This window comes from Mesorhizobium sp. M1169, assembly GCF_040318345.1.
Classification (GTDB): Bacteria; Pseudomonadota; Alphaproteobacteria; order Rhizobiales; family Rhizobiaceae; genus Mesorhizobium.
Window position 1 is genome coordinate 40,807 of sequence record NZ_JAMYME010000018.1, and the last position, 21,914, is coordinate 62,720.

Genomic DNA, 21,914 nt, shown 5'->3' on the forward strand with positions numbered 1-21,914 from the left:
AAACCTCCTTCACGACGCCGTCGTCGCGATTGCGCTATCCAGTCGGGTCGTCCCGACCATCGCGGCCACTTCGGCCACGTCTCGTGCGGAAGCCCGGTGCTTGCGGTCGAGCTTCAGATCGTAGGTGATCGTCGCGCCATAGGCGGACGGGAACTGGGGGTCGTGGCGCACCTTGTCGAAGACCAGCACGCGGGTGCCGAGCTTGAATGCCTCGCCGATATCGTGGGTGACCATGACCACGGTCATGCCGTGCTCGGTCCAGAGCTCGGTGAGCAGCTCATGCATCTCGATGCGAATACCGGGATCGAGTGCGCCGAACGGCTCGTCGAGAAGCAGGATCTGCGGCCGGCCGAGCAAGGTCTGCGCGATCGCCAGCCGCTGCTGCATGCCGCCAGAAAGCATGGCCGGATAGAGGTCGCGCGCATGGCCAAGCCCGACCCGTTCCAGCATGGTTTCGGCTTCTTGCCTGGCGCTTGTGCGCCTGGCGCCGAAGACGCGGCCGAACGGTCCGCCCGAACGGAAGTCCTCGACCAGCAGCAAGTTCTGCAACGCGGTCAGATGCGGAAACACGGAATAGCGCTGGAAGACGATGCCGCGCTGCGGCGTCGGCTCCGGCACGATCGGCTGGTCGCCGACGACGACCACGCCGCCACTTTGCTGTTCCTGGCCAAGCAGGATGCGCAGGAACGTCGATTTTCCACAACCGCTGGCGCCAACCAGCGACAGGAATTCACCCGCTTCGGCGGAGACGTTGACCCGTTCCAGCACGCGGGCGTCGCCGTAGCTCTTCTCCAGTCTATGGACGAGGATCCGGCTCATCTGCGCCGCACCGGATGAGCCCAGGGCGAGATGACGTGAGAGAGCCGCACGAGCAGCCAGTCGGTCATCACCGCAAGCAGCGTGATCCAGGCGACGTAAGGCAGGATGACGTCCATCGATAGGTAGCGACGAACGAGGAAGATGCGGTAGCCGAGCCCCTCGGTGGAGGCGATGGCTTCTGCCGCGATCAGGAACAGCCAGGCCGGCCCAAGCGCCAGCCGTACACAAGTGATGAGGCGCGGCATGACCTGTGGCAGCACCAGCCTGAGCACCATGGTCCAGCTGTTGCCGCCGAGCGTCTGTGCCTTGGCGACGAGCTCCGGCGGCAATTCCATCACCCGGTTGGCGATGTCGCGCACCATGACCGGTGCGACGCCGAGAGCGATCAAGGTGATCTTGGCCGTTTCGCCGAGGCCGAGCGCAATGAACAGGATCGGCAGCAGCGCCAGTGGCGGGATGACGCAGACAACTGTGACCAAGGGCAGCAGAAAGGCCCTGACGCGCGGGATGAAACCTATGGCGACGCCGAGGCTGAGCGCCACCAGCGTGGCCATGCCGACTCCGGCGAACAGCCTGATCAGGCTGGCATAGGTGTCGGCCCACAGGATCAGGTCGCCGGAGCGCTTGTCCGGCACTGTCGCCAGGTCTGAAAAGGCCGACCACATCTGTGCAGGGGAGGGCAGCAGCTTGTCGCTGGGATTGACCGCCAGCCTTTGCGACGAAGCGAAGAGATAGGCAATCGCCACGGCGGCAAACGGCAGCGTCCCAAGCAGCAACGCTCCGCCGCGCGAGACCGTCGCGTTGATGAGGCGAAGCCGCGCTTTCGGCCTGCTAGGTTGCAGGCGGGCGACTTCGGGGCCTGCCGCGGCCTGCATGATGCCGGTACCTCTGGCTAGCATGTCGCGCTCCCGCGTCAGAGCGTTCCGCCCGCCGCCTCTGCCATAAAGGCCGGATCGAAGCGCAGCTTGACGTTGTTGACATCGCCCAGCGTCGAGCCATCGGGGAAGCTCGTGCCGATCACGTCGACGCTCGGCGCGTTGGTACCAAGAATGCCGTGGCTGAACAGGAAGTTGCGCACCAGATCCATGGTCTTCGGCAGTTCGGCGCCGTTGGTGAATGCGACCGCCTTGGCCGGCTCGAAGAACATCGCCGTTGATGCAAGCTGAGCGTCGAAACCGGCAAGATCCGTCCCCGACGCCTTGGCCATCTCTTCCTTGGCCGCCTTGCCTTCGGGCGTGCCCGACGTCATCAGCGCCATGGCTTCATACCATGCACCGACAAGCGCCTTGCCCAAGGACGGATTGTCCTTCAGCGTCGCGGTGTTGACGACCATCATGTCGATGATCTCGCCGGGAATCTCAGTCGAATCGAATACCTTGTGGGCGCCCGGCATGGCGGCGATTTCCGAGACCAGCGGATTCCAGGTGACGACGGAAGTGACATCGCTGGTGCCGTAGGCAGCGACCATGTCGGCATCGGAGGTGTTCACCACCGTAATGTCCTTTTCGGCCAACCCCACCGTCTCCAGTGCGCGCGCAAGTAGGTAATGTGAGACGGAAAGCTCGACGAGATTGACCTTCTGGCCGGCAATATCCTTGAGCGCGGCCTTGTTCTTTAGGATGACCGCGTCGTTGCCGTTGGAGAAATCGCCGACGATCAGGGCCGTCGTGTCGACACCTCCGCCGGCCGGGATCGAAAGCGCATCCATGTTGGTCATCGAACAGCCGTCAAAGCCGCCGGCCGTGTACTGGTTGATGCTCTCGACATAGTCGTTGATGCGGGTGATCTCGACATTGATGCCGTATTTGTCGGCCCACTTCTTCATGATGCCGCTGTCGGAAAGATAGCCCCACGGCATCCAGCCGACATAGATCGACCAGCAAATCTTGAAGTCTTTCTTGGGCGCCGCTTGCGCGGCTGAGATGAAGGGGAGGCTGAGTGATGCGGCTAGGATGATTGTGGCCAGTTTGCGAAGCATTACATACCCCTGTTTGCGATCCGGATTGCGTCCGAACGTCTGTTGGGGGGTTCACAGAGCGCGCATCCGGGAGAGGTTCGCGCCAGCAAACCCGTGCAGGGTTCTCCCGGGATTTTGGCCCGCCGTGTTCCGCCAGATGCCTCAATGCATCTCAAGCGGTCGCGTCTCTTGGACCAGCACCGTGATCGACACGGCCGGAACCCTAGACGCTCTGCACGTGAATAACGAAGCAAGGGGCGTGCCAGTCCGGAAAGCCGTCCTGAGGCGGCCTTTCCCCGGATTTGCAGGCAATCGCGCTATGCTGATGCCACAAAAGTCATCGCAACGCCGACGGATTAGGCAAGGAAAATCCAGCGTCAACCCATATGAGCAGGCTTGTGCCCTGGGGACCTCCGCTGATCGCACCCTGCTCTATGGTCGCCCACACATACATGCCCAATAGGGACACGTTCGGGAAGGGCGTGAGCGCGCGGCGGATCCGGATGCCAATTGGCGCCGACCCATGTGACAAGTGCGCCCGATCGTGCAAGGGCAATTCGTGAAATAAGCGCGACTGCAATGATGCTAGGCAAGCCCGATCGCGTGTCGGGAGGCAGTTGTGAAAGTTGCGATCATCGGACCAGGCTCGCTCGGGAAGGCCTTGGCGAAATGTCTTGGCCTCGCCGGGCACGAAATTCGCCTCAGCTTCAGTCGTGACGAAGGCAAGTTGCGCGCAATCGCGGCAACCCTCCGTGTTGGCTTCGGTGCCCCTGACGAAGTAGCGAGATGGGCCGACGTAATTGCCCTGGCGACGCCATGGCCGGCTCTCGAGTTGGCGATGGACGCGCTTGGCGATTTGTCGGGCAAGGTCGTCTGGGACAATACCAATGCAGTCGCGCCTGACCTTTCCACGATGCTGCTAGGCACTGCGACTTCTGTAGGCGAGGAGGTTCAGAGGCGCGCGCCGGGCGCGCTTGTCGTCAAGTGCATTCCGACGTTTGCCGAATTGCTTGACAGGGATGATCCGCATCTCAACGGCGATCCGGTGACGAGCTATGTCGCCGGCAATGACGCTAATGCCAAGGCGGCGGTTTGCCGGCTTCTCGCCGATCTACCGACAATGCCGGTCGATGTCGGCGATCTCACGGCCTCGCGCCTGATCGAGCCGATGATGCTGCTATTGGTCCAACTCGCCTATCGGCGGGGGATGGGGCCGACAATTTCCTTCAATCTCATTCGACAGGACGGAACCGGTTCATGACTGATTATCTACCCGCGCGGCGCAACGCGATTCCAGTAGGACGTCTGCTGATCGATGGCCAATGGCGCGATGCCGTCAGTGGTGAGACTTCGACGACTTTTGATCCGACCACGGAGGCGGCTATCACCGATATTGCGAAGGCGGACGTCACCGACACGAGCGATGCCGTCGCGGCCGCGCAGCGGGCTTTCGAGCAAGGACCCTGGGCGCGGATGCATCATGAGGAGCGCGCCAAGATCCTGTTTCGCATCGCCGATCTGATGGACGAGCGGGCCGAGGATTTCGCGGTGCGCGAGGCGATGGATATGGGTATGCCCTATCGCGATTTCCGCGATATCATCATGCCGCACTGCTCAGGACTGTTCCGCTTTCATGGCGGGCTCGCCATGAGCGCGATGGACGGCGCCTATCGTACAAGCTACGAACCAAATATCAGGATCCTGACGCGGCGCGAGCCGCTCGGCGTGGTCGCTGCGATCACCCCGTTCAATTTTCCCCTCGCGCTGTCCTGTTCGAAGATCGCGCCGGCACTCGCGGCGGGTAACACGGTCGTTCACAAGCCTGCGACCGACACGCCCCTGACGGCCCTCGCCTTGGCGCAAGTGATCCTCGACGCGGGCGTGCCGCCGGGCGTCTACAATCTCGTCACCGGCCCGGGCGGCACCATAGGCGACGCGCTGGTCAACGATGTCCGCGTCGACAAGATCGCCTTTACCGGGTCGTCCGCCGTCGGCCAGGGCATCATGCGCAACGGTGCCGGGACGATGAAACACCTGACCATGGAGCTCGGCGGCAAGAGTCCCAATATCGTTTTCGCCGATGCCGATATCGATGCCGCGATACAGGCAGCCTTCTGGGGCATCTTCTGGAACAAGGGCGAAGTCTGCGTCGCCGGATCGCGCCTGCTGGTCGAACGCGCCTGTTATGACGAGGTCGTCGAGAAGCTGAGCGCCATGGCGAAGTCGGCGACGCTCGGCGATCCGCTGGACCCTGCGACGATGATCGGGCCGATCGCATCGCGGGGCGAGTATGACAAGGTCTTGAGCTATGTCGAAGAGGGCAAGCGCACCGCGCGACTGGCCGCGGGCGGCGGCACCCGCCAGGTCAACGGCAAGGGCCTCTTCATCGAGCCGACCATCTTCGCCGATGCGACCAACGACCTAAGGATATCGCGCGAAGAGATTTTCGGCCCTGTCCTGCCGGTGATTCCATTCGACAGCGAGGAGGACGCGATCCGGATCGCCAACGATACGAACTACGGGCTCGCCTCGGGCATCCAGACCAGCGATCTCGGCCGCGCCTTGCGGCTCGCCGACCGGATCAAGGCAGGCACGGTCTGGCTGAACTGCTGGCACAAGTACCATCCTAATGCGCCGTTCGGAGGTTTCAAGATGAGCGGCTATGGCCGCGAGCAGGGCCGCGAGGCGTGGGAAAGCTACACCCAATACAAGACGATTTGGGCGAATCTTGGCGAACCGGTCGAGATGGCCCGATGAGCGTGCGCGATTCCAACCCACTCGACCCGCGGCATCCCAAACGCATCGCGATGGTCCTTTCCAACCCGGCTGTATCGATCACCACCGGCTGGCCTGTCGGGTTTTGGTGGAGCGAGTTGACCCATCCCTGGCTCGCCTTCACCGACCGCGGATACGAAGTCGCGATCTTCTCGCCTGAGGGCGGCAAATGCGAGGCGGATGCATTGAGCGACCCGCGCGATCCGTCCGGCTATTCGGATACGGATCTGATCTCGCTCGGTTTCCTGTCGACGCCGAAACTGGCGGCGCTGGTGGAGACGACCCGGCCCATCGCAGAGCTGTCGGTCGACGCGTTCGACGCGATCGTCGTCGCTGGCGGCCAAGCGCCGATGTTCACGTTCCAAGGTGCGACTGAGTTGCAGCGGCTGTTCGTCGCCTTTTTCGCGGCCGGCAAGGTCGCGGCCGCCTTGTGTCATGGCGTCGCGCTGCTGCGCTACGCGCGCCTCTCAACCGGCGAGCTGCTGGCCAAAGGGCGCACTGTTACGGGGTTCGCCAATGTCGAGGAGGACTTCGCCGACAATGCCGTCTGGGAGATGGGCGCGCTGCCGCACGGTACGCATCTGATGCCATGGCGGATCGAGGATGAAATGCGTGCGCTCGGCGCGAACTATATTCAGGCCGGGCTGTGGCGCGATTTTGCGGTGCGCGACGGCAATCTGATCACCGGCCAGCAGAACTTCTCCGGAGCGGCGACCGCCCGTCTTGTCATCGAGGCGCTCGGTGGCTGAGGACCAAGGACCGCTCCTGTCGGTGAAGTTCGGGAGACAAACTCGCCGTCAGGGCGGGCGATGCCAAACGACATCGGCCCAATAGGATCCGGGGTCCGTCCAAGAACTCCACCTCAAACAACCACTATCAGCAGCGGGGATGAACCATGGCCGTAGTGACGACACTTGATATTGCCGGCCTGACGGCCGAAGATTATAGCCGCATCCTCGATCGGATCGGCGTGGAGAAACGGCCCGCTGGCGGCATCTACCAGCACATCGCGCATGCCACAGACGATGGTTATCGCATCATCGAGATATGGGACGACAAGGCAGGCCTGGAGCTCTTCTTGCAGGACACATTGTTTCCCGCCGCACAGGAACTGCAAGTTCAGCGTGAAATGACCATTATGACCCAGACACTGCACAACATCTTTGTGCCCCGGATTGGTGAACTGACTGCCCTGGCAAGTGATGCGCCTGGTGGACCAGTCAAACGGGCAAGAGTGTAGGCATCAAGGATCGACGATGCGGCGATCGATCATCGAAGTCCTGGAGGAACTTGCGTCCGGACGCCCGGTACAACGATGGTGACCGCGGCAAGTGCAAAGAGGTTGTTCTTTCCTGCCGGCGACTATCGCCACGCGCCGGCCGGAGTCGTTCAGCTGCGAGTGATTCGCAGCGGTTCATCCTATGCAGAGATCGATCTTGGCCGCGGGCTGCGGCGCGTCTTCACCCGCCCCGGCGATCTGCTGCTCAGTCTTCCCGAGCGTGCCACGCGGTTCAAGATCGAGGAGCCGCGCGAGCTGACGATGATCACCGTTGACTCCGCGCTGGCGTCAAGGCTCCTGGTATCGGCAGGCGGGACCCCCGAGGACCTGGTCATCCTGACCGATCGACCGATACGCGATTCGCTGGTGGCCGAGTTGTGCCGACGCCTCGAAGGCGACCCGCCAGCCAACCCGATCGTCCGCGAATGGGCGCTGGGCCTGGTTTTCGCGAACCTGCTCCGTCTCGGGCATGCACGCCAGCGACAGCAGAAGTCTCCGGTCCTAACCTCGCAGCGGTTCGACCGGGTCCTCGCTGCGATTGACGGCGATCTGGAAAAGGGGGTGTCGATCGACCATCTTGCCGGAATCGCGGGAATACCACGACGCGCCTTCACCGCCGCCTTTCGCGAGGCGACGCAATTGCCGGTACATCAATTCATTTTACGCCGCCGCGTTGATCGCGCGGTCGAGCTTTTGGAAAATAGCGATCTGCCGCTGGCCGAGATTGCTCAGCACGCGGGTTTCACTCACCAGGCCCATATGAATCGCGTCGTGACCCGATTGAAAGGGCTGTCGCCAGGCCGGCTGCGGTCTCGCAGGCGCGACGGCTGACTTGTGATCTATTCCGGCATCAGGATTCGAATGGCGGAGACGTAAGTTGCTGAAACGTCCGTTGGCTAAGATGCCCGACAGTTTGCGTGCAGAGCTCGAGGCCGCAAATCTGATGACTGCTTTCGAGCAACGGCCTCCCTATCAGCGCAATGATTACTTGCATTGGATCGAGCGCGCCCGTCACCCGGAAACACGCCGAAAGCGCATAAATCAGATGATTGACGAGCTTACGAAGGGAGGAATCTACATGGGCATGAAAAAAAAGAGCTGAGATCGCCGCGAAGCTAGCAGATCCGTCAACGATCATCTTCCAATCCGTGCTTTCCGCATCGATCTTCATCGATTTCCCCACGTCTTTGCGCAGATTATGCAGGGAGCCAATAGTGACAATCGAACCTATCCTTCATTTTCGTTCGCGGCAGGTGGCCATATGATCGTGACATCGCAAACCAATAACGTGCTCGGCAGCACGTCGGGAAGGTGGCGCGTCTGGTCGCTCTCGGACGGTTACGTCGAGATGCCGGCGGACCTTTTGCGGGACCCGCAGGATAATCCGGTGCCGCAAGCTGCGTTGGCAGGGGCGCTTCGCCTGTCTGTCAATTGCTTCGCGCTGGTAGGTCCAGGCGTTGACGGCGTTCTAATCGACAGCGGAGGAGGGGGCTGGGCCCCGACAGTGGGGCGTCTTGAGCAGGCCATGGCGGAAGCCAAGATCGACCCGGCTTCGATCACGGTCTTGGCGCTCACCCACGCCCATCAGGATCATGTGCACGGACTTTTGACCCCCGACGGCCGAGTGCTCTTTCCAAACTTGAAGGCGATCGTAATTCCCGAGGCGGCTGTGCAGAGCTTTTTCGCTTACGCGCACCTTGCGCAGTTCCGGCCCCTGCTGAAGCCTGTCCAGAATGGCGACCAGGTGGGTGAGCGATTGAGGGCGGTCGCCTTGCCCGGTCATGCTGCCGGTCATACCGGCTACACGTTCGACACGGACGAGGATCGTTTCCTATTCTTCGGGGACATCGTTCATGTGCCGGCCTTGCAGTTCGGCAATCCCGCGTTCAGTTGGGGCTATGACGACGATCAGCTGACCGCGCGCGCAACCCGCCTAAAGGTTTTCAGTGACGCGGCCGAGGCGGGGACGTGGATCGCCGGCGCGCACCTTGGCTGGCCGGGCATCGGTCGCGTGGTGCGTAAGGGCGAAGCATACGGCTATGAGCCGGCAGGAGGACGAGTGACCGGATAGGCGGCCCCGTGCTGGTCGGTTTATACCGCTCTCTTCGCCCAAGGCAAGGATCTCGACGAGCAGCGCGCCGCACTCCGGCGTCCTCAACGGCGGCGGTACCATCGTCCGGCCCACCAAAATATCTGATTCTTGATCCACTGGCGGCCGATCTGCCTGAGGCTTACCGGATCGGCGTCTCGCCGCGAAACAGCGGCTGGTGCGCCCGCATCAAGGCGGCAATCCGGTCGGCGACTTTCCGTACCGGCGGGGAGTGACGTTCCTCGTGATGGGTGACGATCCATTGGTCGGTTTCGAGTTCGGGGATAGGCTGAGCAACGCGAACCAGCCGCGGATCGCCGTCACCGACGAAGCACGGAAAGACCGAAAGGCCGGCGCCGGCGGCCACCAGTTCGCGCACCGAGTGGGTGTTGTTGCCGCGTACGGCGATGCGGTCGCCGTGATGGGCTTGCAGCCAGCGCGCCGAGGCAATGTTTGCGCCTTCGCCGGTGACGCCGACGAACAATCCGGCGGCGATGCCGTTGATCAGGTGACGTCCGGAATAAATGGCGTGGGCGACCTTGCCGCTCTGACGGCCGGCCAGCCACTGCTCGGTCGGGCGCTCGCTGCGGATGCCGATGTCGGCGGCACGGCGACCGATGTCGACCCGGTCGGTGGTGGTGACGAGCTCCACCCTTATGCCGTCATCGACCGTCCAGATCTCGCCGATATGGGCGGAAACGAAGGCCGAGGTCCATGGCCCGGCCGAGACGCGGACAATGCGGTCGGGCAGGTTTCCCTCGCGCCAGCGGGTCAGCGACTGCATTGCCGCCTCGACGTCTTCGGCGCGCCGCAGCAGTTCCTCGCCGACCGGGGTCAGCCGGTAGCCGGTCTGCTGGCGCACGAATAGAGGTTCGCCGATCTGCTTTTCGAGCGCGGTGACGCGTCGTCCAAGGGTGGCTGCGCTGAGGCGCGTGGTTCCCGTCGCTGCGCTCAAGCCACCCAGCCGCGCAACGTCGAGAAACAACCTCAGATCGTCCCAGCCGATATCCATTTTGCAGAAATGAAAAACTCCTTGCGACCGTGGCTGTAGCGCAAAGCGGGCATCGTGCGCAAGTATGCAGGCATTGGAGGCGTTGGACAATCCTGCCTGGCGGGACAGGGACAAGCGCCTCGGCTGGCCAAGAAGCGAACTGAACCCTTTCGATCGCGCATGCGATTGGCGCAGAGGTTTTGCGCTTCCGACCAACCCAGGCGCGCAGGCATTCTGCGTACCAAAGGAGACGATCATGTTGGATGAACTTCAATGCCGTTTCGCCCGCTGGATTGCCTATCGCCAGACGCTTGCGAGCTTGAGGCAGGCCCGGGACAGCACACTGGCGGATGCCGGCATTTCACGCGAAGAGATCCGCGAGCGTGCCCGCCACGCCAGCTTGCGTCGTTGAGGAGCCGGGCATGCAGATGATGATGCTTTGGGATGGCCGCTCGGTACCGCGCATCGGCATCGGCACCTGGGCGGCGGGTGGCCGCGCGCGTTGGCGTGACACGGCGACAATCTATGGCGAGGTCGATCATATCAGGTCGCAAGCCGCGCTGGCGATGGCTTATGAGATCGGCGCGCGGGTGTTCGACACGGCTGCCGCCTACGACGCCGGCAATGCCGAACTGATCCTCGGGCGGGCGTTGAGGGGTAAGGACGAGGCCGTCATCGTCACCAAGGTCGGCTATTTCGGCGATCCCGAAACGCGTAAGATCGCACCCGAGGATGCCTCTGCCGCGGCAATCCGGACATCGATCGACAATTCGCGGCAGCGCCTGCAGCGGGACTGTATCGACGTCGTGCTGCTACAATCAACGAGTATCCGATCGAGCGCGCCGGCGAGGTGTTCGATACGCTCGGCCTGTTGCGCCAGGAGGGCAAGATCGGCGGCTTCGGCTGGAGCACCGATCACCGCGAACGGCTTGCCGCCTACGCGCCGCGCGAGGGGTTCGTCGCCGTAGAGAACGACTTCAACGTGTTTACCCCGGCGAACGAGCTGATGGCCGTTGCGGCGCGCGAGAACCTCGTCTCGTTCAGCCGGCTGCCGCTGGCAATGGGGCTGCTCACCGGCAAATACACGCCGGCCATGCGGCTGCCCACCAACGATGTGCGCGGCGGGAATGCCGAATGGATGGTGTTTTTCCGGGATGGCGCCGCCAACCCGCACTATCCGTCAAGGCTCTCGGCAATCCGCGACCTGCTCACCTCGGGCGGACGCACGCTTGCGCAAGGCGCGCTCGGCTGGATACTCGCCAAATCGGCAATCGCCTTGCCGGTTCCCGGCTTCACGCGGCCCGAGCAGGTCGAGGACAATCTCGGTGCGCTGGAGAAAGGGCCGCTGCCGGCAACGGTGATGGCCGAGATCGACGCAGTGCTGAAAATTGCCGAGACTGCGTAGGGTGTGGTGAATCCGGAATTCGCATTGGCGATAATGCGACCAACTTCGATCTCTCTGATGTCTGCCGATATCGCATTTTTCTCAGTCAAGCTTCCGTGGCGCAATTGAACACGGACGGAGCGGCGGACACGCTCGAGTTGAAGGTCCGCCGCTCCGGTTTTCAGATCAAAGAGTGATGCTGCAACGGGAGATGGGTAGCGAGCTGCGCTTGAGCTGCGCTGCCGACCGCGTCGCTGTCGAGAGAGAGCGACCCGGTTGAGCTGTCAAAGATGATGTGGTGGGAACCATCATCCGTGGCCGTACCAGCAGGGGAAGTATGCAATGAAAGCCCGCCCGACTTAAGGTCGGCAAGCGCGGAGTGGTCGAGCTGGACTTTGTCCTGAAGCTTGCTGAAGTCGAAGGCATCGTTGCCGTGACCGGATGTCAGGTCGGCGACGGCGCTCTTGTGGACACCGGCGCCGGCATTTTCATCGCTCTGGACGGTCTGGGCGAACCCGTGGCCGGTCAGGTTGGTTGCCGTTCTGTCTGAGTGGTTGTTGGCGGCGAGAAACTCCGAGCCGGCCGAAAGAGCATGGCTCAACGCAGCCAACACCCGGTCAACGCCGCCGCCCAAATCGTCCATCTTGTTGCCGCTAGTGTCGGCATGGGAGGCGTCATTGCCGCTATGGCCCGCTATTTTGTCGGTGCTTACACTTGCATGGGAGGCATCACCGGTCGCTTTTCCGTGACTGGTCGTGCGGTGGGAAGTGGCGGCTCCAGTAGAATTATTATCGCTGGTGCTGGCGTCGGAAGGGGCGGTGGCGGTAGCAGTCGCAATAGAACTGCCATGGCTGATGGTGGAGTCGGAGGCGGCCACAGCAGAGCTACTATCGGTAGTGGTCGCGCCGGCGGGGGCGGCGGCAGTCGAGGTGCTGTCACCGGTGGTGGCTTCGGAAGGGGCGGCGGCAGTCGAGGTGCTGTCGCCGGTGGTGGCGTGGGAAGGGGCGGCGGCAGTCGCGGTGCTGTCGCCGGTGCTGGCTTCGGGAGGGGCGGCGGCAGTCGAGGTGCTGTCGCCGGTGGTGGCGTGGGAAGGGGCGGCGGCAGTCGAGGTGCTGTCGCCGGTGGTGGTCTCGGCAGAGGCGGCGGCAGTCGAGCTGCTATCGCCGGTGGTGGCTTCGGAAGGGGCTGTGGCGGTCGAGGTGCCGCCGCTGGAGGTGGCTTCGGAAGGGGCTGTGGCGGTCGAGGTGCTGCCGCCGGTGGTGGCCTCGGAAGGGACCGTCGCCGTAGAAATGGGATCGGTGGCCGCAGCTTCGGAAGGAGCAGTCCCAGTCGTTGCGAGGTTGTGTTGCCGGAAAACGGCCTGCAGTTCCGGGGAGCTCTCAAGCGCGGTGTCGCCTCGCTGTGAACCCCAGGCGTACGCGTAGTCGAAGGCGGGCGACGGAACCAGCTTGGCCCAGTGCTCCATCATGGTCTCCATCTGGGCGGCGGTGGGCACGACATATTTGCCGCCCATGTCGGTGTTATACTCGCCACCGCCAAACGTCTGGTAGCCCGGAATGATCTTGCTCGTCGGGATGCCCGATGCCTGAGCGGCGGCGACGAATTTGTCGATCATGTTGTAGTCGACCGCGCCATCCGTGCGGACAGGATAGACATCCACGCCGTAGTAATCGATACCGGTATTGGCGGGATTGTACGTGCCCGAAAAATCCGGATTCGCCGACGTTCCCAAGCTCATCATCGTGATATAGGTCTTGCCGTCCGGCACATTGGAATGAATCCAGTCGGATTCTGCCTTCAGATTCGCGGCGGAAGCGTAAGTGCCCCATTGGCCGGTGGGATCCGGCTCGTCGACAAGGAAGAATCCGAACAGCTTCGAATTGCCGATGAAGGGCGTGACCTTGTCGATAAACGATTGGGTTACTCCGTCGGTTTCGTTCAGATAGACCAAGCCTTTCGTACCGTCCGGCAGCGCATTGAGTTGGTCAACTGATGAAACGTCAGCCAGGTTGAATCCGGCTTGCGCAATTTCCGTGCCTGATCCGCCTGACGTGTAATGCAGAGTTGTCATCCAATATTCCTTTTTCTGTTTCGACAGCGCCCTACCTACAGACAGCGTATATTAGCGCCAAATCACATACCGGCACCCTCTGACAGAAATATTGAGGGTTTGAAGTAGGATTGAACGTTGGAGGGGCGCTCCCTTCGAACTCGTTTCCGCAACGGTATCGACGACCAGCCAACGATGGTTCTATTCGGGATAAGACTCGGCTAACTTGATCCGGCCGTGTGGAGCTTGGCTCGAATGGCGCGGTCGAGAAGCCGTCCGACGCAGGACGGCCGGGAAATCTGAAAACCAGACCAAAAACAAAACCCGCCTTAGCGGCGGGTCGTCGGTGCGAATCTGCACCATAAGAGAATTAGTAGCATAGCTGCCGGCACAAAGCAAGAACAAAATGTGCCGCCATCGACGAAGCTGCCGATCTCGACGGCGCTTCTTCGGAATGCGAATACGCCTCGCAGCCGGCATTGCCGCAACAGCGGTGCCGTGCAATATCGGCGGCTTGAAAGGAACCCCGGTGTTGTCTCGCCTGATCACCGGCCTGCTGCTCGCCTGTCGGATTGACCCACAGGTCACATATTCGCTTGCGCAGCGTCGTGGGGCTACCTAGTCGCCTTTTCCGCGAGGCAACTGTTGGACTCAAGCATGTTCTGCGACATCCGCCGAAAGCTCATGATCATGATGTTCGTGCCGAAGAGGTTGGCCGGATTGGCCGTGAGGCTGGTGCAAGGCGATATATCCCAAACACCAGGGCGCGGACGAGCGGCTTGCGTACCGGCGTCTCGATGAAGCGCCAGACGAGAAAAGAGGCAAGGAGGACCCCGGCCAATACAGCGACGAATGCGGCGTCCTTGCCGACATGCGGCGCCAGTGCGTTAAGCGAAATATAGCCAATGTACTGATGCAAAAGATACAGCGGATAAGTCAACCCTCCGAGCATCATGACGGTCTTGGATGGAGCAATCATGGAGCGGAGCAGTATCGCGCCAGCGAAGACTCCGTAGACCACTATATTGGCAGCGAGGAGGGCCGGATACGAAATGGCTGCGCCAAAGTGCTCCTGCATCCAGTTATGAGAGAACATTGCGGTCTGGCAAGACACCAGGAACGCGACGGCAAGAAACAGGAACGCAGCTGGTGAACGGCCCCTTGCAACGATGTCTTCCGCGAGGATGCCGGCGGCAAACAAAGGCGCATAGTTTGTAATGAAGAGAATGCGTATCGCCATGTTTCCAAAGAAGAACTCGTTGGTTGCCGAAATTGCGAGCCAGATGGCCGCGATGGGTATTTTCCAGCGCTGAAAGGCGCCGGCAAAGATCAGCACTGCAACCCAGCCGTAGAACAGGATCTCGAGCATGATCGACCAGTAGACGCCATCCATGGACGGCCTGCCGAAGAGGCGGGCGAACATGGAAAGATTGGCTACATAGGTTGGAAGATCGGTCGGAAAACGCTGATCTTCGGCGACGACGAGAACAACAAACGTCGCGGTCATGCAGACGAGGAATCCGGGATAAAGCCGGGCGAAGCGGGCGACCGCGAATTCCTGCCAGGTTCGACCTTCGGCCGACCACGCGATGACGAAACCGCTGATCAGGAAAAACAGATTGACGCCGAGATAGCCATAGATGGCGTAAGGTGCTGCGGCAGGATATTCCACGTCGAGATTGCCCGCGATCGCGCCGCCAAAAAGATAGTGAAAGAGCACGACCGCGAGGGCTGCAGCCAAGCGCAGCAGGTCGAGTGATGCCATGCGCGCCGGAATGGCCTTGCCTGCCGGTTCCACAGCTATCTCCCGCAGCCGTTTCAGCTTCTGACAACCATCAGCGGCCTGATCCGCAACACCAGTGCTAACGCGAAGACTGCAAACCGGCGGCAGGCCAAGCCTTTACCTTCTCAAGTACGAACAGCTGCTCGCAGGACAGGAACCGGAGGACGCTGAAAGAGCGTACCAGCTTGAGCCCCGCCGCCGCGAAATCCTGTCGCGCAACGTTGAGATTGACGGGATGAGGCGCCGACATCCTTCCGGTGATTATCTTCCGCAGCCCCAGTCGTATTCTTTGAAGGCGGGTTCCAAGGCCGTAGGATACGATCAGACGACGGCCGGCAACGCGCGCCAGCTCATTGATAATGTCGCGCCTGAGATGTGGCGGAATGAGATGGATGAGGCGAAGGCAGATCACCGTATCAAAGCTTTCGTCGGCGAACGGCAGCTGCGTCACGTCACATCGGATGAATCCCCGAAATCCGGATTGACCTTCATATGCTGATTTAGCCAAGGCCATCATTTCCATTGAAATGTCTGCAGCCAGCACCCGACAATTATGCTGGCCCAGCACGCCGGCCAGCTTCCCGGTTCCGCATGGGATATCGAGCACCTGAGATGGAGGCGGGCTGCACCTCTCCAGCGCCTTGGCGATGCAGCGTTGCTCCCGTCGCGCAATGACGTATGACGCAACGGTGGACAGCTTCAACCGGCCTGCATAGCCGTTCAGGTACCAGCTCGCAAAACTCGGATCTTGATATCTCTGTTTTGTCGGGAGTTCATAGGCCGCGACTGCCGCGACCTTGGCGTTGTAATTGGCAGGTATAGCAGTATTTGCCGCTGCCGTCTGATGTGGCTCGAGGTTCTCGCTCATATGCCTGCTTTCATACGATTTCTCCTGCAGATGAGAGCGAAGATTTTGTCCGACACGTTCATTGGATAGCCGACCAAGCTGCCCTATTGGCGATAGAGGGGATAAACGGCCGGTTGGCTGCGTCCATCACGGAGAAGGTTTCCAGAAGGCTGGGTGTCTCGCATCCCTCGAACGGATGAGACATGCCGAACTCATGACTGCCGCGCCCTCGCGGAAGTGTGCTGGGGAATAGGGCTACTGCACACCCCTTTCGGAGACGGAACGGTAAACGGACGGTAGGCAATCCGGAAGGATAGTGACCGAAACGCACTCCTTCCGTTCACGATTTTGGCGTCCGTCGATATCCTAACGTGACCACACCGTCATTCATACGGATGGCGCGGATTCCTGGCTCGTCGGCTAGACATCCCAGGAAGAGATGGGCGTTCGCTTCAGCAAATGGACATGACGTCACTGCCAGTAGGCTTCCCTCAGTCTGGATTGAAAGATGATCTTGGAGCTATTTGGGCCGTCCGGTGCTGGTAAGACGACGTTAGCGTCCGAGCTGGTGCACGTTTTGCGAGATCAGGGCTACTCTGTTGTTTTGCAGACCGGTGACCGCCGACATCCGGTTAGAAGGGCCGCCTTCAAACTGGTCTCCGGCTTGCATTCAAAGTGGATCGGACAGCGTTCTCTCGGTGCAGAAGTGCTTAAGATTCTTCCACCCAAGAATGAGCTGTGGGCGGCTCGCCTGAACTGGCATCTTGAAGCTCTTCTTCAAGCATGGCGCGCGGCAATAGCGTCCAAAGACACGATCTCAATTTTTGACCAAGGTATGGTGCAATTCGTATGTTCACTGGTTTTGTTCAGCGGCATAACGGATCGTGAAAGGGTGTCGCGCGCGCTCGAGCTTCTGCCCAAACCAGATCTGCTTGTCCGATTGCAGGCGCCAAGGGAAATTCTAGAGGTCCGTCTGAAGGAACGCCGGCGTAACCTCGGTATCATTCAGAAGTTCCTCGAAGTCGATCTGCAGAGCAGTCTTGATCATATCGATCACGTCAATCTTATTGAGGAACAACTTGGATCGTTCCCGGTACCGACGACTTGCGTTGAAAGTTTAGATTCGAACGGACTCACAGCCGCCACAGAAATGATAGCGCGTGGAGTAATCGACAAGTTCGGCGAAACGCGGGCGAAATTTAAAAGAGTTGAAGCTTAGAAAGATGCGGTTTTGAAAGCGTCGACAAGTCGACAAGAAGATATCCAATAATATGGAAAATCGAATTATTGAAAAGGAACCGCGCGAGTTGACATGACATGCGTTTTTCTCGCTACCAGACTGCCTTGGCGTTGACGTTAGCTGCTGTCAGCGCGATATCCATAGTTATCCACGGGGCGGTGAGTGGAGAGGACGTCGCATCGACAAAGTTCGTCGCGCCGGTAGCCATGGACCTGCCGGATTACCTGCACGCGACGAAGGATGCGGCTTTTGGCACAGCTTTCACGCGAATAACCAAACCCGGAATCCTCGGCGCCGGCGTCGCATGCGGGAGCAAATATTGCAGCCACCGCTATTCGAGCGCCCAGGCCTGGAATTCGGATCAGAGCCTTCTTGTCATCAGCAACGGCTGCGGTGGTTTGTGCTTCCTGGATGGGCGAACCTATGTTCCGCTTTTTCGCCGTGATCGATCGACCGAATGCGAATGGCATCCTCACGATCCCGATCTGATGATCTGCGTTGGAGGTCGGAAAATCTCGACCTGGGCGCCACGCACCAATCACGAGGAGGTCCTGTTTGTTTCGACCGAGAACAGCGATCTCCAGTTCGGACCATACAAGGGCAATCCAAGCCGCGACGGCAACCGTATTGCCGTACGTTCGGTTCGCCGGGACGGCAAGATGGTCGTCTTTGCCTACGATCTCAAACAGCGGCGGAAATTTCCGGAAATCAATCTCGCACAGCTTGTCGGGACCAACAACACCTGCACAATCTCGCCGCTGGGCGTCAACATCTTGTGCATTCAGGAGCTTAAAGACGACATTGAACAGACGTTCATCTTTTCTGTTGACGGCGTTCTGCGCCAGAAATGGACTGAGCATCATAGACCTGGCCATGGTGACATGACAGTCGATGCCGATGGCAGCGAAATCTATGTGGGGATCAGTAAGTCCGATCCGGACATATTTCAGGTGATCAAGCGAAGGCTGTCAGATGGGAAAGTCACCTCGCTGATGAGATATGGCGAAGCACAGCATGCATCGCTCAGGTCGCTGGACAGGCCCGGTTGGGTGTTCCTTACCTATTCGGGCAATCCGGACGAAGTATCAAAATATCCGGCTTGGGCGCCGTATGCGCGGGAAGTCATCGCGTTGCGCATCGACGGCAGCGGAGAGGTCCGGCGCATTGTGCAGACGAAGAACGTTCCATTCGACTACTGGAGTGAGACCCACGCGTCGCCGTCCCCGGACGGTTCACAGGTGATCTGGTCAAGCAATTGGGGAGTACCCGGCGGCCCGGTTTACGATTTCGTCGCCCGTATTGACTGGCCGGAAGGATCAGACACTGGCTCGAGAGCATTAGCCGCGAGCGGTCTTCAATAACGAAACCTCCGGTCGCCTATGGCGATATCGCCGATCGTGCTTGCTCCATTCACGCTTTTAACGCCTCATGTTCAACTTCGCGCCATAGGGCTCCGTCGATGTCGATTCATTCAAACGGACGACGACAGTGGCCAAGCCTGCACCTAGCGTGATTGTGCAGTTTGCAAGGCTTATGACACTTGCCGGAATCCTACGAATTACAGCGATGACGTCGGGTGACGGCTTGTATCGCCAAGGGCGCTCGCGCCGGAGCTCACTGTTGATGTCACGGCCGAGAAAGGAATAGCAGATGGATACGGATAAGCGAGCCGAAGAGAATGCCTCTTTCAACCCTGAGTTGTTAGAATGGTTGGTATGCCCAATGACCAAGGGCTCACTTGCCTGGGATTCGGATCGCGATGAACTCGTTTCGAAGAGCGCAGGACTTGCCTATCCGGTTCGCGACGGCATTCCAATCCTGCTAGCCTCGGAGGCACGGACGATCACCTCCCGCGTGGTCAAACTTCGCGCATCCAGACAATGATGGGAGCCGCGCTAAAGTAGGCTTTCTGACGACAGCCAGCAATGACAGGAAAGTGTGCTGCGGAGCGCGAGCCGGTTGTCTGCGGATCACTCTGCGCTCGGCACCCCGGCAGTGCCGACCTCTTTGACGCAACGCGCGGCGACCTGAACCGGCTGGGTACGGCGGCCCGCTGCCAGGACAGGGTTTGTGTCATTTAAACAGACGAGGACAGTGGCAAGACCTGCCCCTACCGTGACCTTGGGCGAGATGGTTAGCGAAACCAACACCATGAAAGCAAATTCAAGGGCCGGCCACTTCGCGCGATCGGGCTACAGCGAACGGTCAGGAGACGCAGGATGAATCCGCATCTGGTGTGTGTCGGAGGCGAGGATCATGCCCTGCGAATTCCGTTCTTGATGTCGCTGCGAGAGAAGGGATTCCGTGTTACTGCGGTGTCGAGCGGCGGTGAAGCCGCATTCCTGCGGCATGGCATTCCGCATCGCAGCTACGGTTTCGACCGATTTTCCAGCAGCAGCGGAGAATGGGCCGCCATCAGAACCATTCGAAAGCTGATGGCGGAACTCCGGCCGGACATTATCCAAAGCTTCGACACCAAGCCCAACCTGGTGACGCCACTTGCAGTGCGCGGAAGCGTTCCAGTCGTGCGCACTATTAACGGTCTGGGCTGGACGTTCTCGTCCCTGGAACCGCGCGCCCTTGCCCTGCGCCCAATCTTTTGCGGACTGCAATGGCTTTCGTCGTTATGGACGGCGGCTACGGTGTTCCAGAATCGGGACGATCAGGCATTCTTTGAACGCTACCGACTGATCGGACGCGGCAGCGGACGAGTGATCCGCAGTTCTGGAATCGACGTCGATGCGTTCGCCATGGCAAGGCATCTTGCCCCGTCGGCGATGAAAATGCGCGAAGAGCTTGGGCTCCAATCCGCCGAGATCGTAATTTTTGTCGGCCGGCTAACGCGCCAGAAAGGCATCCCGACACTCCTCAAGGCAGTCCCTCGCATCTTGTCGGAAAGGCCCAATGCCCGTTTCGTGCTTGTCGGCCCATTGGAATCCGAGGGCCCATTTGCAGTGGACAAGGCTGAGATCGATCGACATGTGCCGCATGTCATCGCCTTGGGTCCACGACGCGACGTACCTGCCCTTCTTGGCATGGCCGATCTGTTCGCCTTTCCAACACAATACCGAGAAGGGATTCCGCGCGTCCTGCTGGAGGCAGGGCTCGCGGGATTGCCTATCGTCGCCTCGATGATGCCTGGTTGCAGTGAGGTGGTCGAGGACGGATGGAACGGCCATCTCGTCCCCCCGCACGATGCGAACGGCCTTGCCTCTCGAATTATGGAGGTCCTGTCCGACCGCCGGAAAGGACGGACCATGGGCGCTCGCTCTGTAGAGCTCGTCCGGACGCAGTTCTCGCTGCCCTGGGTGGTCGAGCAATATTGCGATCTCTACGACAATGTCCTTAGTGCCAAATCCCAGGGCAGCTTCGCTCGACCGGCATCGCCGGTGTTGCTTGAAGAGCCTGCTGCAAACCGCGGATCAGGTGGAGCGGGCCGATGATCCGGGACGCGATCCTGGCCTGCGGCGTAGCCATGTCGTATGCGGCGCAGCTCTCAGTTCCGGGCTTGCCCTACGGCTATGGCGAATCGTTTCTCGCGCTTTGGATCATGCTGTCGATCGGGCGGGTGCTCGCCGGCGGTCACTTGGTAGTCAGGCCCGCCCTGATCCGTGTTGCGGGCTTTTGGCTGATCATCACGCTCGCTCTGGGTATTGGCACCATCGTTGGCTACCTAACCACGGTACTGTATCTGTCGGTGGTGATGCACGATGTGGTAGCCTACCTGCTGCTGATCTGCGTCACCTGCCTGGCCGCCGCGGAGCCCGACGCGGATCGCCGTCTGCGCAGTGCTGCCTGGTGGGTGGTCGCGATTGCGAATGCATGCTTTATTGTTCAGCTGGCACTTGGATGGGGTTGGATCCACCAATCCGGCGTCGATCCCTGGTACTGGGATCGCTTCCGTGGCTGGTCCGAGAACCCCAACCAGCTCGCGCTCTATTGCGCACTCCTTGGTCCGCTCGCCTTGCATCTTGCGACTACTACAAGCAAGTCGTGGGCGAGGTTGGCCGGGCTCAGCAGCCTTATCCTGACCATCTATGTCGGAAGGCTGACGAAAAGTGATACCTATCTTTATACGACGGTCCTGGTCGGCCTGATATTTCTTGGGCTGCGGGTTCGGACATGGCTCGCAGCCGGTGATGGCAAGGTCAGCCTGTCCCGGCAAGTTACCCTCCTGCTGATGATTGGCTTCCTTCCGTTGGCCATGTCGATGACGCCTTACATCGTCACGGAGGTGGGCAGCGTCGAACAGTTCGCCTTGAGTCTTACCAAGGACAAGGGCGGCGATGCGACCGCCGAAACCGCTGCACTTCGAATCCATCTCTGGGGAGACGCATTGGGCAAGGGCCTAACGTCAGGATCCCTGGGCCTTGGTCCTGGCCCGCATCTGGAGCGCCCGCCCATTTCCTACAGCCAATTTCTGCCCCGGCCCTTCGAGGCTCACAACACGATTCTCGATCTGTATACTCAAGGTGGTTTGGTTGCGGTCCTAGCCCTGGCCTGGATTGTCGGCGCGGCGGCCTTATGCGCATGGCGTGCGAAGCTCGATGCCCTGTTCGTGCTGGTGGTGTCGATCGTTATCTTCGGAATGCCACATCTGATCATCCGCCATCCAATCGTGTGGTTTGCGCTTACTATTTGCCTTGTTGCCGGAACGCCGCGAACGATTTCGGCAACCTCTAGCGACCTGAGGTGATGGC

Annotated in this window: 22 protein-coding genes and 1 riboswitch; of the genes, 15 read left to right on the top strand and 7 right to left on the bottom strand. The window is 60.5% G+C overall.

What is annotated here, in order from left to right; all coding sequences use genetic code 11:
* Nucleotides 1-9: 9 nt before the first annotated feature.
* Genes NKH41_RS18745 through NKH41_RS18755 form a run of 3 tightly spaced genes read right to left on the bottom strand, consistent with a single transcriptional unit; the run spans nucleotide 10 to nucleotide 2,797 of the window.
* Nucleotides 10-819 carry an ATP-binding cassette domain-containing protein gene (locus tag NKH41_RS18745; protein WP_352474463.1) on the bottom strand — a complete coding sequence of 270 codons (810 nt, stop codon included), beginning with the start codon at nucleotides 817-819 and terminating at the stop codon, nucleotides 10-12.
* Nucleotides 816-1,694, bottom strand: coding sequence for an ABC transporter permease (locus NKH41_RS18750; RefSeq protein ID WP_352474480.1), 879 nt, complete (start codon nucleotides 1,692-1,694; stop codon nucleotides 816-818). Before NKH41_RS18750 ends, NKH41_RS18745 begins: the two co-directional genes overlap by 4 nt.
* A 38-nt stretch (nucleotides 1,695-1,732) precedes the next feature.
* Nucleotides 1,733-2,797: a putative urea ABC transporter substrate-binding protein gene (locus NKH41_RS18755; RefSeq protein WP_352933287.1), complete on the bottom strand. Its 1,065-nt coding sequence runs from the start codon at nucleotides 2,795-2,797 to the stop codon at nucleotides 1,733-1,735.
* 101 nt (nucleotides 2,798-2,898) lie between these two features.
* Nucleotides 2,899-3,014: riboswitch (guanidine-I (ykkC/yxkD leader) on the bottom strand.
* Between the two features lie 381 nt (nucleotides 3,015-3,395).
* On the opposite strand from NKH41_RS18755, the gene NKH41_RS18760 reads away from it, so the two are divergent.
* From NKH41_RS18760 to NKH41_RS18790, 7 genes are all read left to right on the top strand, one after another.
* Nucleotides 3,396-4,037: an NADPH-dependent F420 reductase gene (locus tag NKH41_RS18760; RefSeq protein ID WP_352769315.1), complete on the top strand. Its 642-nt coding sequence runs from the start codon at nucleotides 3,396-3,398 to the stop codon at nucleotides 4,035-4,037.
* Nucleotides 4,034-5,533 (top strand): aldehyde dehydrogenase family protein, encoded by a 1,500-nt coding sequence (locus tag NKH41_RS18765; protein WP_352769317.1) that lies wholly within the window; start codon nucleotides 4,034-4,036, stop codon nucleotides 5,531-5,533. Before NKH41_RS18760 ends, NKH41_RS18765 begins: the two co-directional genes overlap by 4 nt.
* Complete coding sequence (locus tag NKH41_RS18770; RefSeq protein ID WP_352769320.1) at nucleotides 5,530-6,300, top strand: type 1 glutamine amidotransferase domain-containing protein; 771 nt, start codon at nucleotides 5,530-5,532, stop codon at nucleotides 6,298-6,300. The genes NKH41_RS18765 and NKH41_RS18770 overlap by 4 nt, the downstream gene beginning before the upstream one ends.
* A gap of 146 nt (nucleotides 6,301-6,446) precedes the next feature.
* Nucleotides 6,447-6,791: a hypothetical protein gene (locus tag NKH41_RS18775; RefSeq protein WP_352501397.1), complete on the top strand. Its 345-nt coding sequence runs from the start codon at nucleotides 6,447-6,449 to the stop codon at nucleotides 6,789-6,791.
* 75 nt (nucleotides 6,792-6,866) lie between these two features.
* Nucleotides 6,867-7,661: a helix-turn-helix domain-containing protein gene (locus tag NKH41_RS18780; RefSeq protein WP_352501396.1), complete on the top strand. Its 795-nt coding sequence runs from the start codon at nucleotides 6,867-6,869 to the stop codon at nucleotides 7,659-7,661.
* Between the two features lie 112 nt (nucleotides 7,662-7,773).
* Nucleotides 7,774-7,932: a YdeI/OmpD-associated family protein gene (locus tag NKH41_RS18785; protein WP_352616453.1), complete on the top strand. Its 159-nt coding sequence runs from the start codon at nucleotides 7,774-7,776 to the stop codon at nucleotides 7,930-7,932.
* A gap of 159 nt (nucleotides 7,933-8,091) precedes the next feature.
* Nucleotides 8,092-8,901, top strand: coding sequence for an MBL fold metallo-hydrolase (locus NKH41_RS18790; RefSeq protein ID WP_352769323.1), 810 nt, complete (start codon nucleotides 8,092-8,094; stop codon nucleotides 8,899-8,901).
* Between the two features lie 160 nt (nucleotides 8,902-9,061).
* Here the strand turns inward: NKH41_RS18790 and NKH41_RS18795 are convergent, their stop codons facing one another.
* Nucleotides 9,062-9,931 carry a LysR family transcriptional regulator gene (locus NKH41_RS18795; protein WP_352501394.1) on the bottom strand — a complete coding sequence of 290 codons (870 nt, stop codon included), beginning with the start codon at nucleotides 9,929-9,931 and terminating at the stop codon, nucleotides 9,062-9,064.
* Between the two features lie 235 nt (nucleotides 9,932-10,166).
* Between NKH41_RS18795 and NKH41_RS18800 the strand changes: the two genes are divergently transcribed.
* Genes NKH41_RS18800 through NKH41_RS18810 form a run of 3 tightly spaced genes read left to right on the top strand, consistent with a single transcriptional unit; the run spans nucleotide 10,167 to nucleotide 11,315 of the window.
* Nucleotides 10,167-10,322, top strand: coding sequence for a YjiS-like domain-containing protein (locus NKH41_RS18800; protein WP_352769326.1), 156 nt, complete (start codon nucleotides 10,167-10,169; stop codon nucleotides 10,320-10,322).
* A 10-nt stretch (nucleotides 10,323-10,332) separates the two neighbouring features.
* Complete coding sequence (locus NKH41_RS18805; protein ID WP_352769328.1) at nucleotides 10,333-10,878, top strand: aldo/keto reductase; 546 nt, start codon at nucleotides 10,333-10,335, stop codon at nucleotides 10,876-10,878.
* On the top strand, nucleotides 10,761-11,315 hold the full coding sequence (locus NKH41_RS18810; RefSeq protein ID WP_352933293.1) for an aldo/keto reductase: 555 nt from the start codon (nucleotides 10,761-10,763) through the stop codon (nucleotides 11,313-11,315). Before NKH41_RS18805 ends, NKH41_RS18810 begins: the two co-directional genes overlap by 118 nt.
* A 160-nt stretch (nucleotides 11,316-11,475) precedes the next feature.
* Here NKH41_RS18810 and NKH41_RS18815 read toward each other — a convergent pair whose 3' ends face one another.
* The 3 genes from NKH41_RS18815 to NKH41_RS18825 form a co-directional block, all read right to left on the bottom strand.
* Complete coding sequence (locus NKH41_RS18815) at nucleotides 11,476-13,365, bottom strand: calcium-binding protein (protein ID WP_352933296.1); 1,890 nt, start codon at nucleotides 13,363-13,365, stop codon at nucleotides 11,476-11,478.
* A gap of 667 nt (nucleotides 13,366-14,032) precedes the next feature.
* Nucleotides 14,033-15,142, bottom strand: a complete 1,110-nt coding sequence (locus NKH41_RS18820) for an acyltransferase family protein (RefSeq protein ID WP_352769338.1) — start codon at nucleotides 15,140-15,142, stop codon at nucleotides 14,033-14,035.
* A gap of 64 nt (nucleotides 15,143-15,206) precedes the next feature.
* Nucleotides 15,207-15,995: a class I SAM-dependent methyltransferase gene (locus NKH41_RS18825; RefSeq protein WP_352769341.1), complete on the bottom strand. Its 789-nt coding sequence runs from the start codon at nucleotides 15,993-15,995 to the stop codon at nucleotides 15,207-15,209.
* Nucleotides 15,996-16,482: 487 nt separating this feature from the next.
* On the opposite strand from NKH41_RS18825, the gene NKH41_RS18830 reads away from it, so the two are divergent.
* The 5 genes from NKH41_RS18830 to NKH41_RS18850 all read left to right on the top strand — a co-directional run bounded on the left by NKH41_RS18830 (nucleotide 16,483) and on the right by NKH41_RS18850 (nucleotide 21,910).
* Entirely contained in the window at nucleotides 16,483-17,193 is a 711-nt protein-coding gene (locus NKH41_RS18830) for an AAA family ATPase (protein ID WP_352769344.1), read from the top strand.
* 98 nt (nucleotides 17,194-17,291) lie between these two features.
* Nucleotides 17,292-18,575, top strand: a complete 1,284-nt coding sequence (locus tag NKH41_RS18835; RefSeq protein WP_352769347.1) for a hypothetical protein — start codon at nucleotides 17,292-17,294, stop codon at nucleotides 18,573-18,575.
* 289 nt (nucleotides 18,576-18,864) lie between these two features.
* Complete coding sequence (locus tag NKH41_RS18840) at nucleotides 18,865-19,098, top strand: Trm112 family protein (RefSeq protein ID WP_352769350.1); 234 nt, start codon at nucleotides 18,865-18,867, stop codon at nucleotides 19,096-19,098.
* Nucleotides 19,099-19,433: 335 nt separating this feature from the next.
* On the top strand, nucleotides 19,434-20,657 hold the full coding sequence (locus NKH41_RS18845) for a glycosyltransferase family 4 protein (RefSeq protein ID WP_352769353.1): 1,224 nt from the start codon (nucleotides 19,434-19,436) through the stop codon (nucleotides 20,655-20,657).
* On the top strand, nucleotides 20,654-21,910 hold the full coding sequence (locus NKH41_RS18850; RefSeq protein WP_352769356.1) for an O-antigen ligase family protein: 1,257 nt from the start codon (nucleotides 20,654-20,656) through the stop codon (nucleotides 21,908-21,910). Before NKH41_RS18845 ends, NKH41_RS18850 begins: the two co-directional genes overlap by 4 nt.
* Nucleotides 21,911-21,914: the final 4 nt, after the last annotated feature.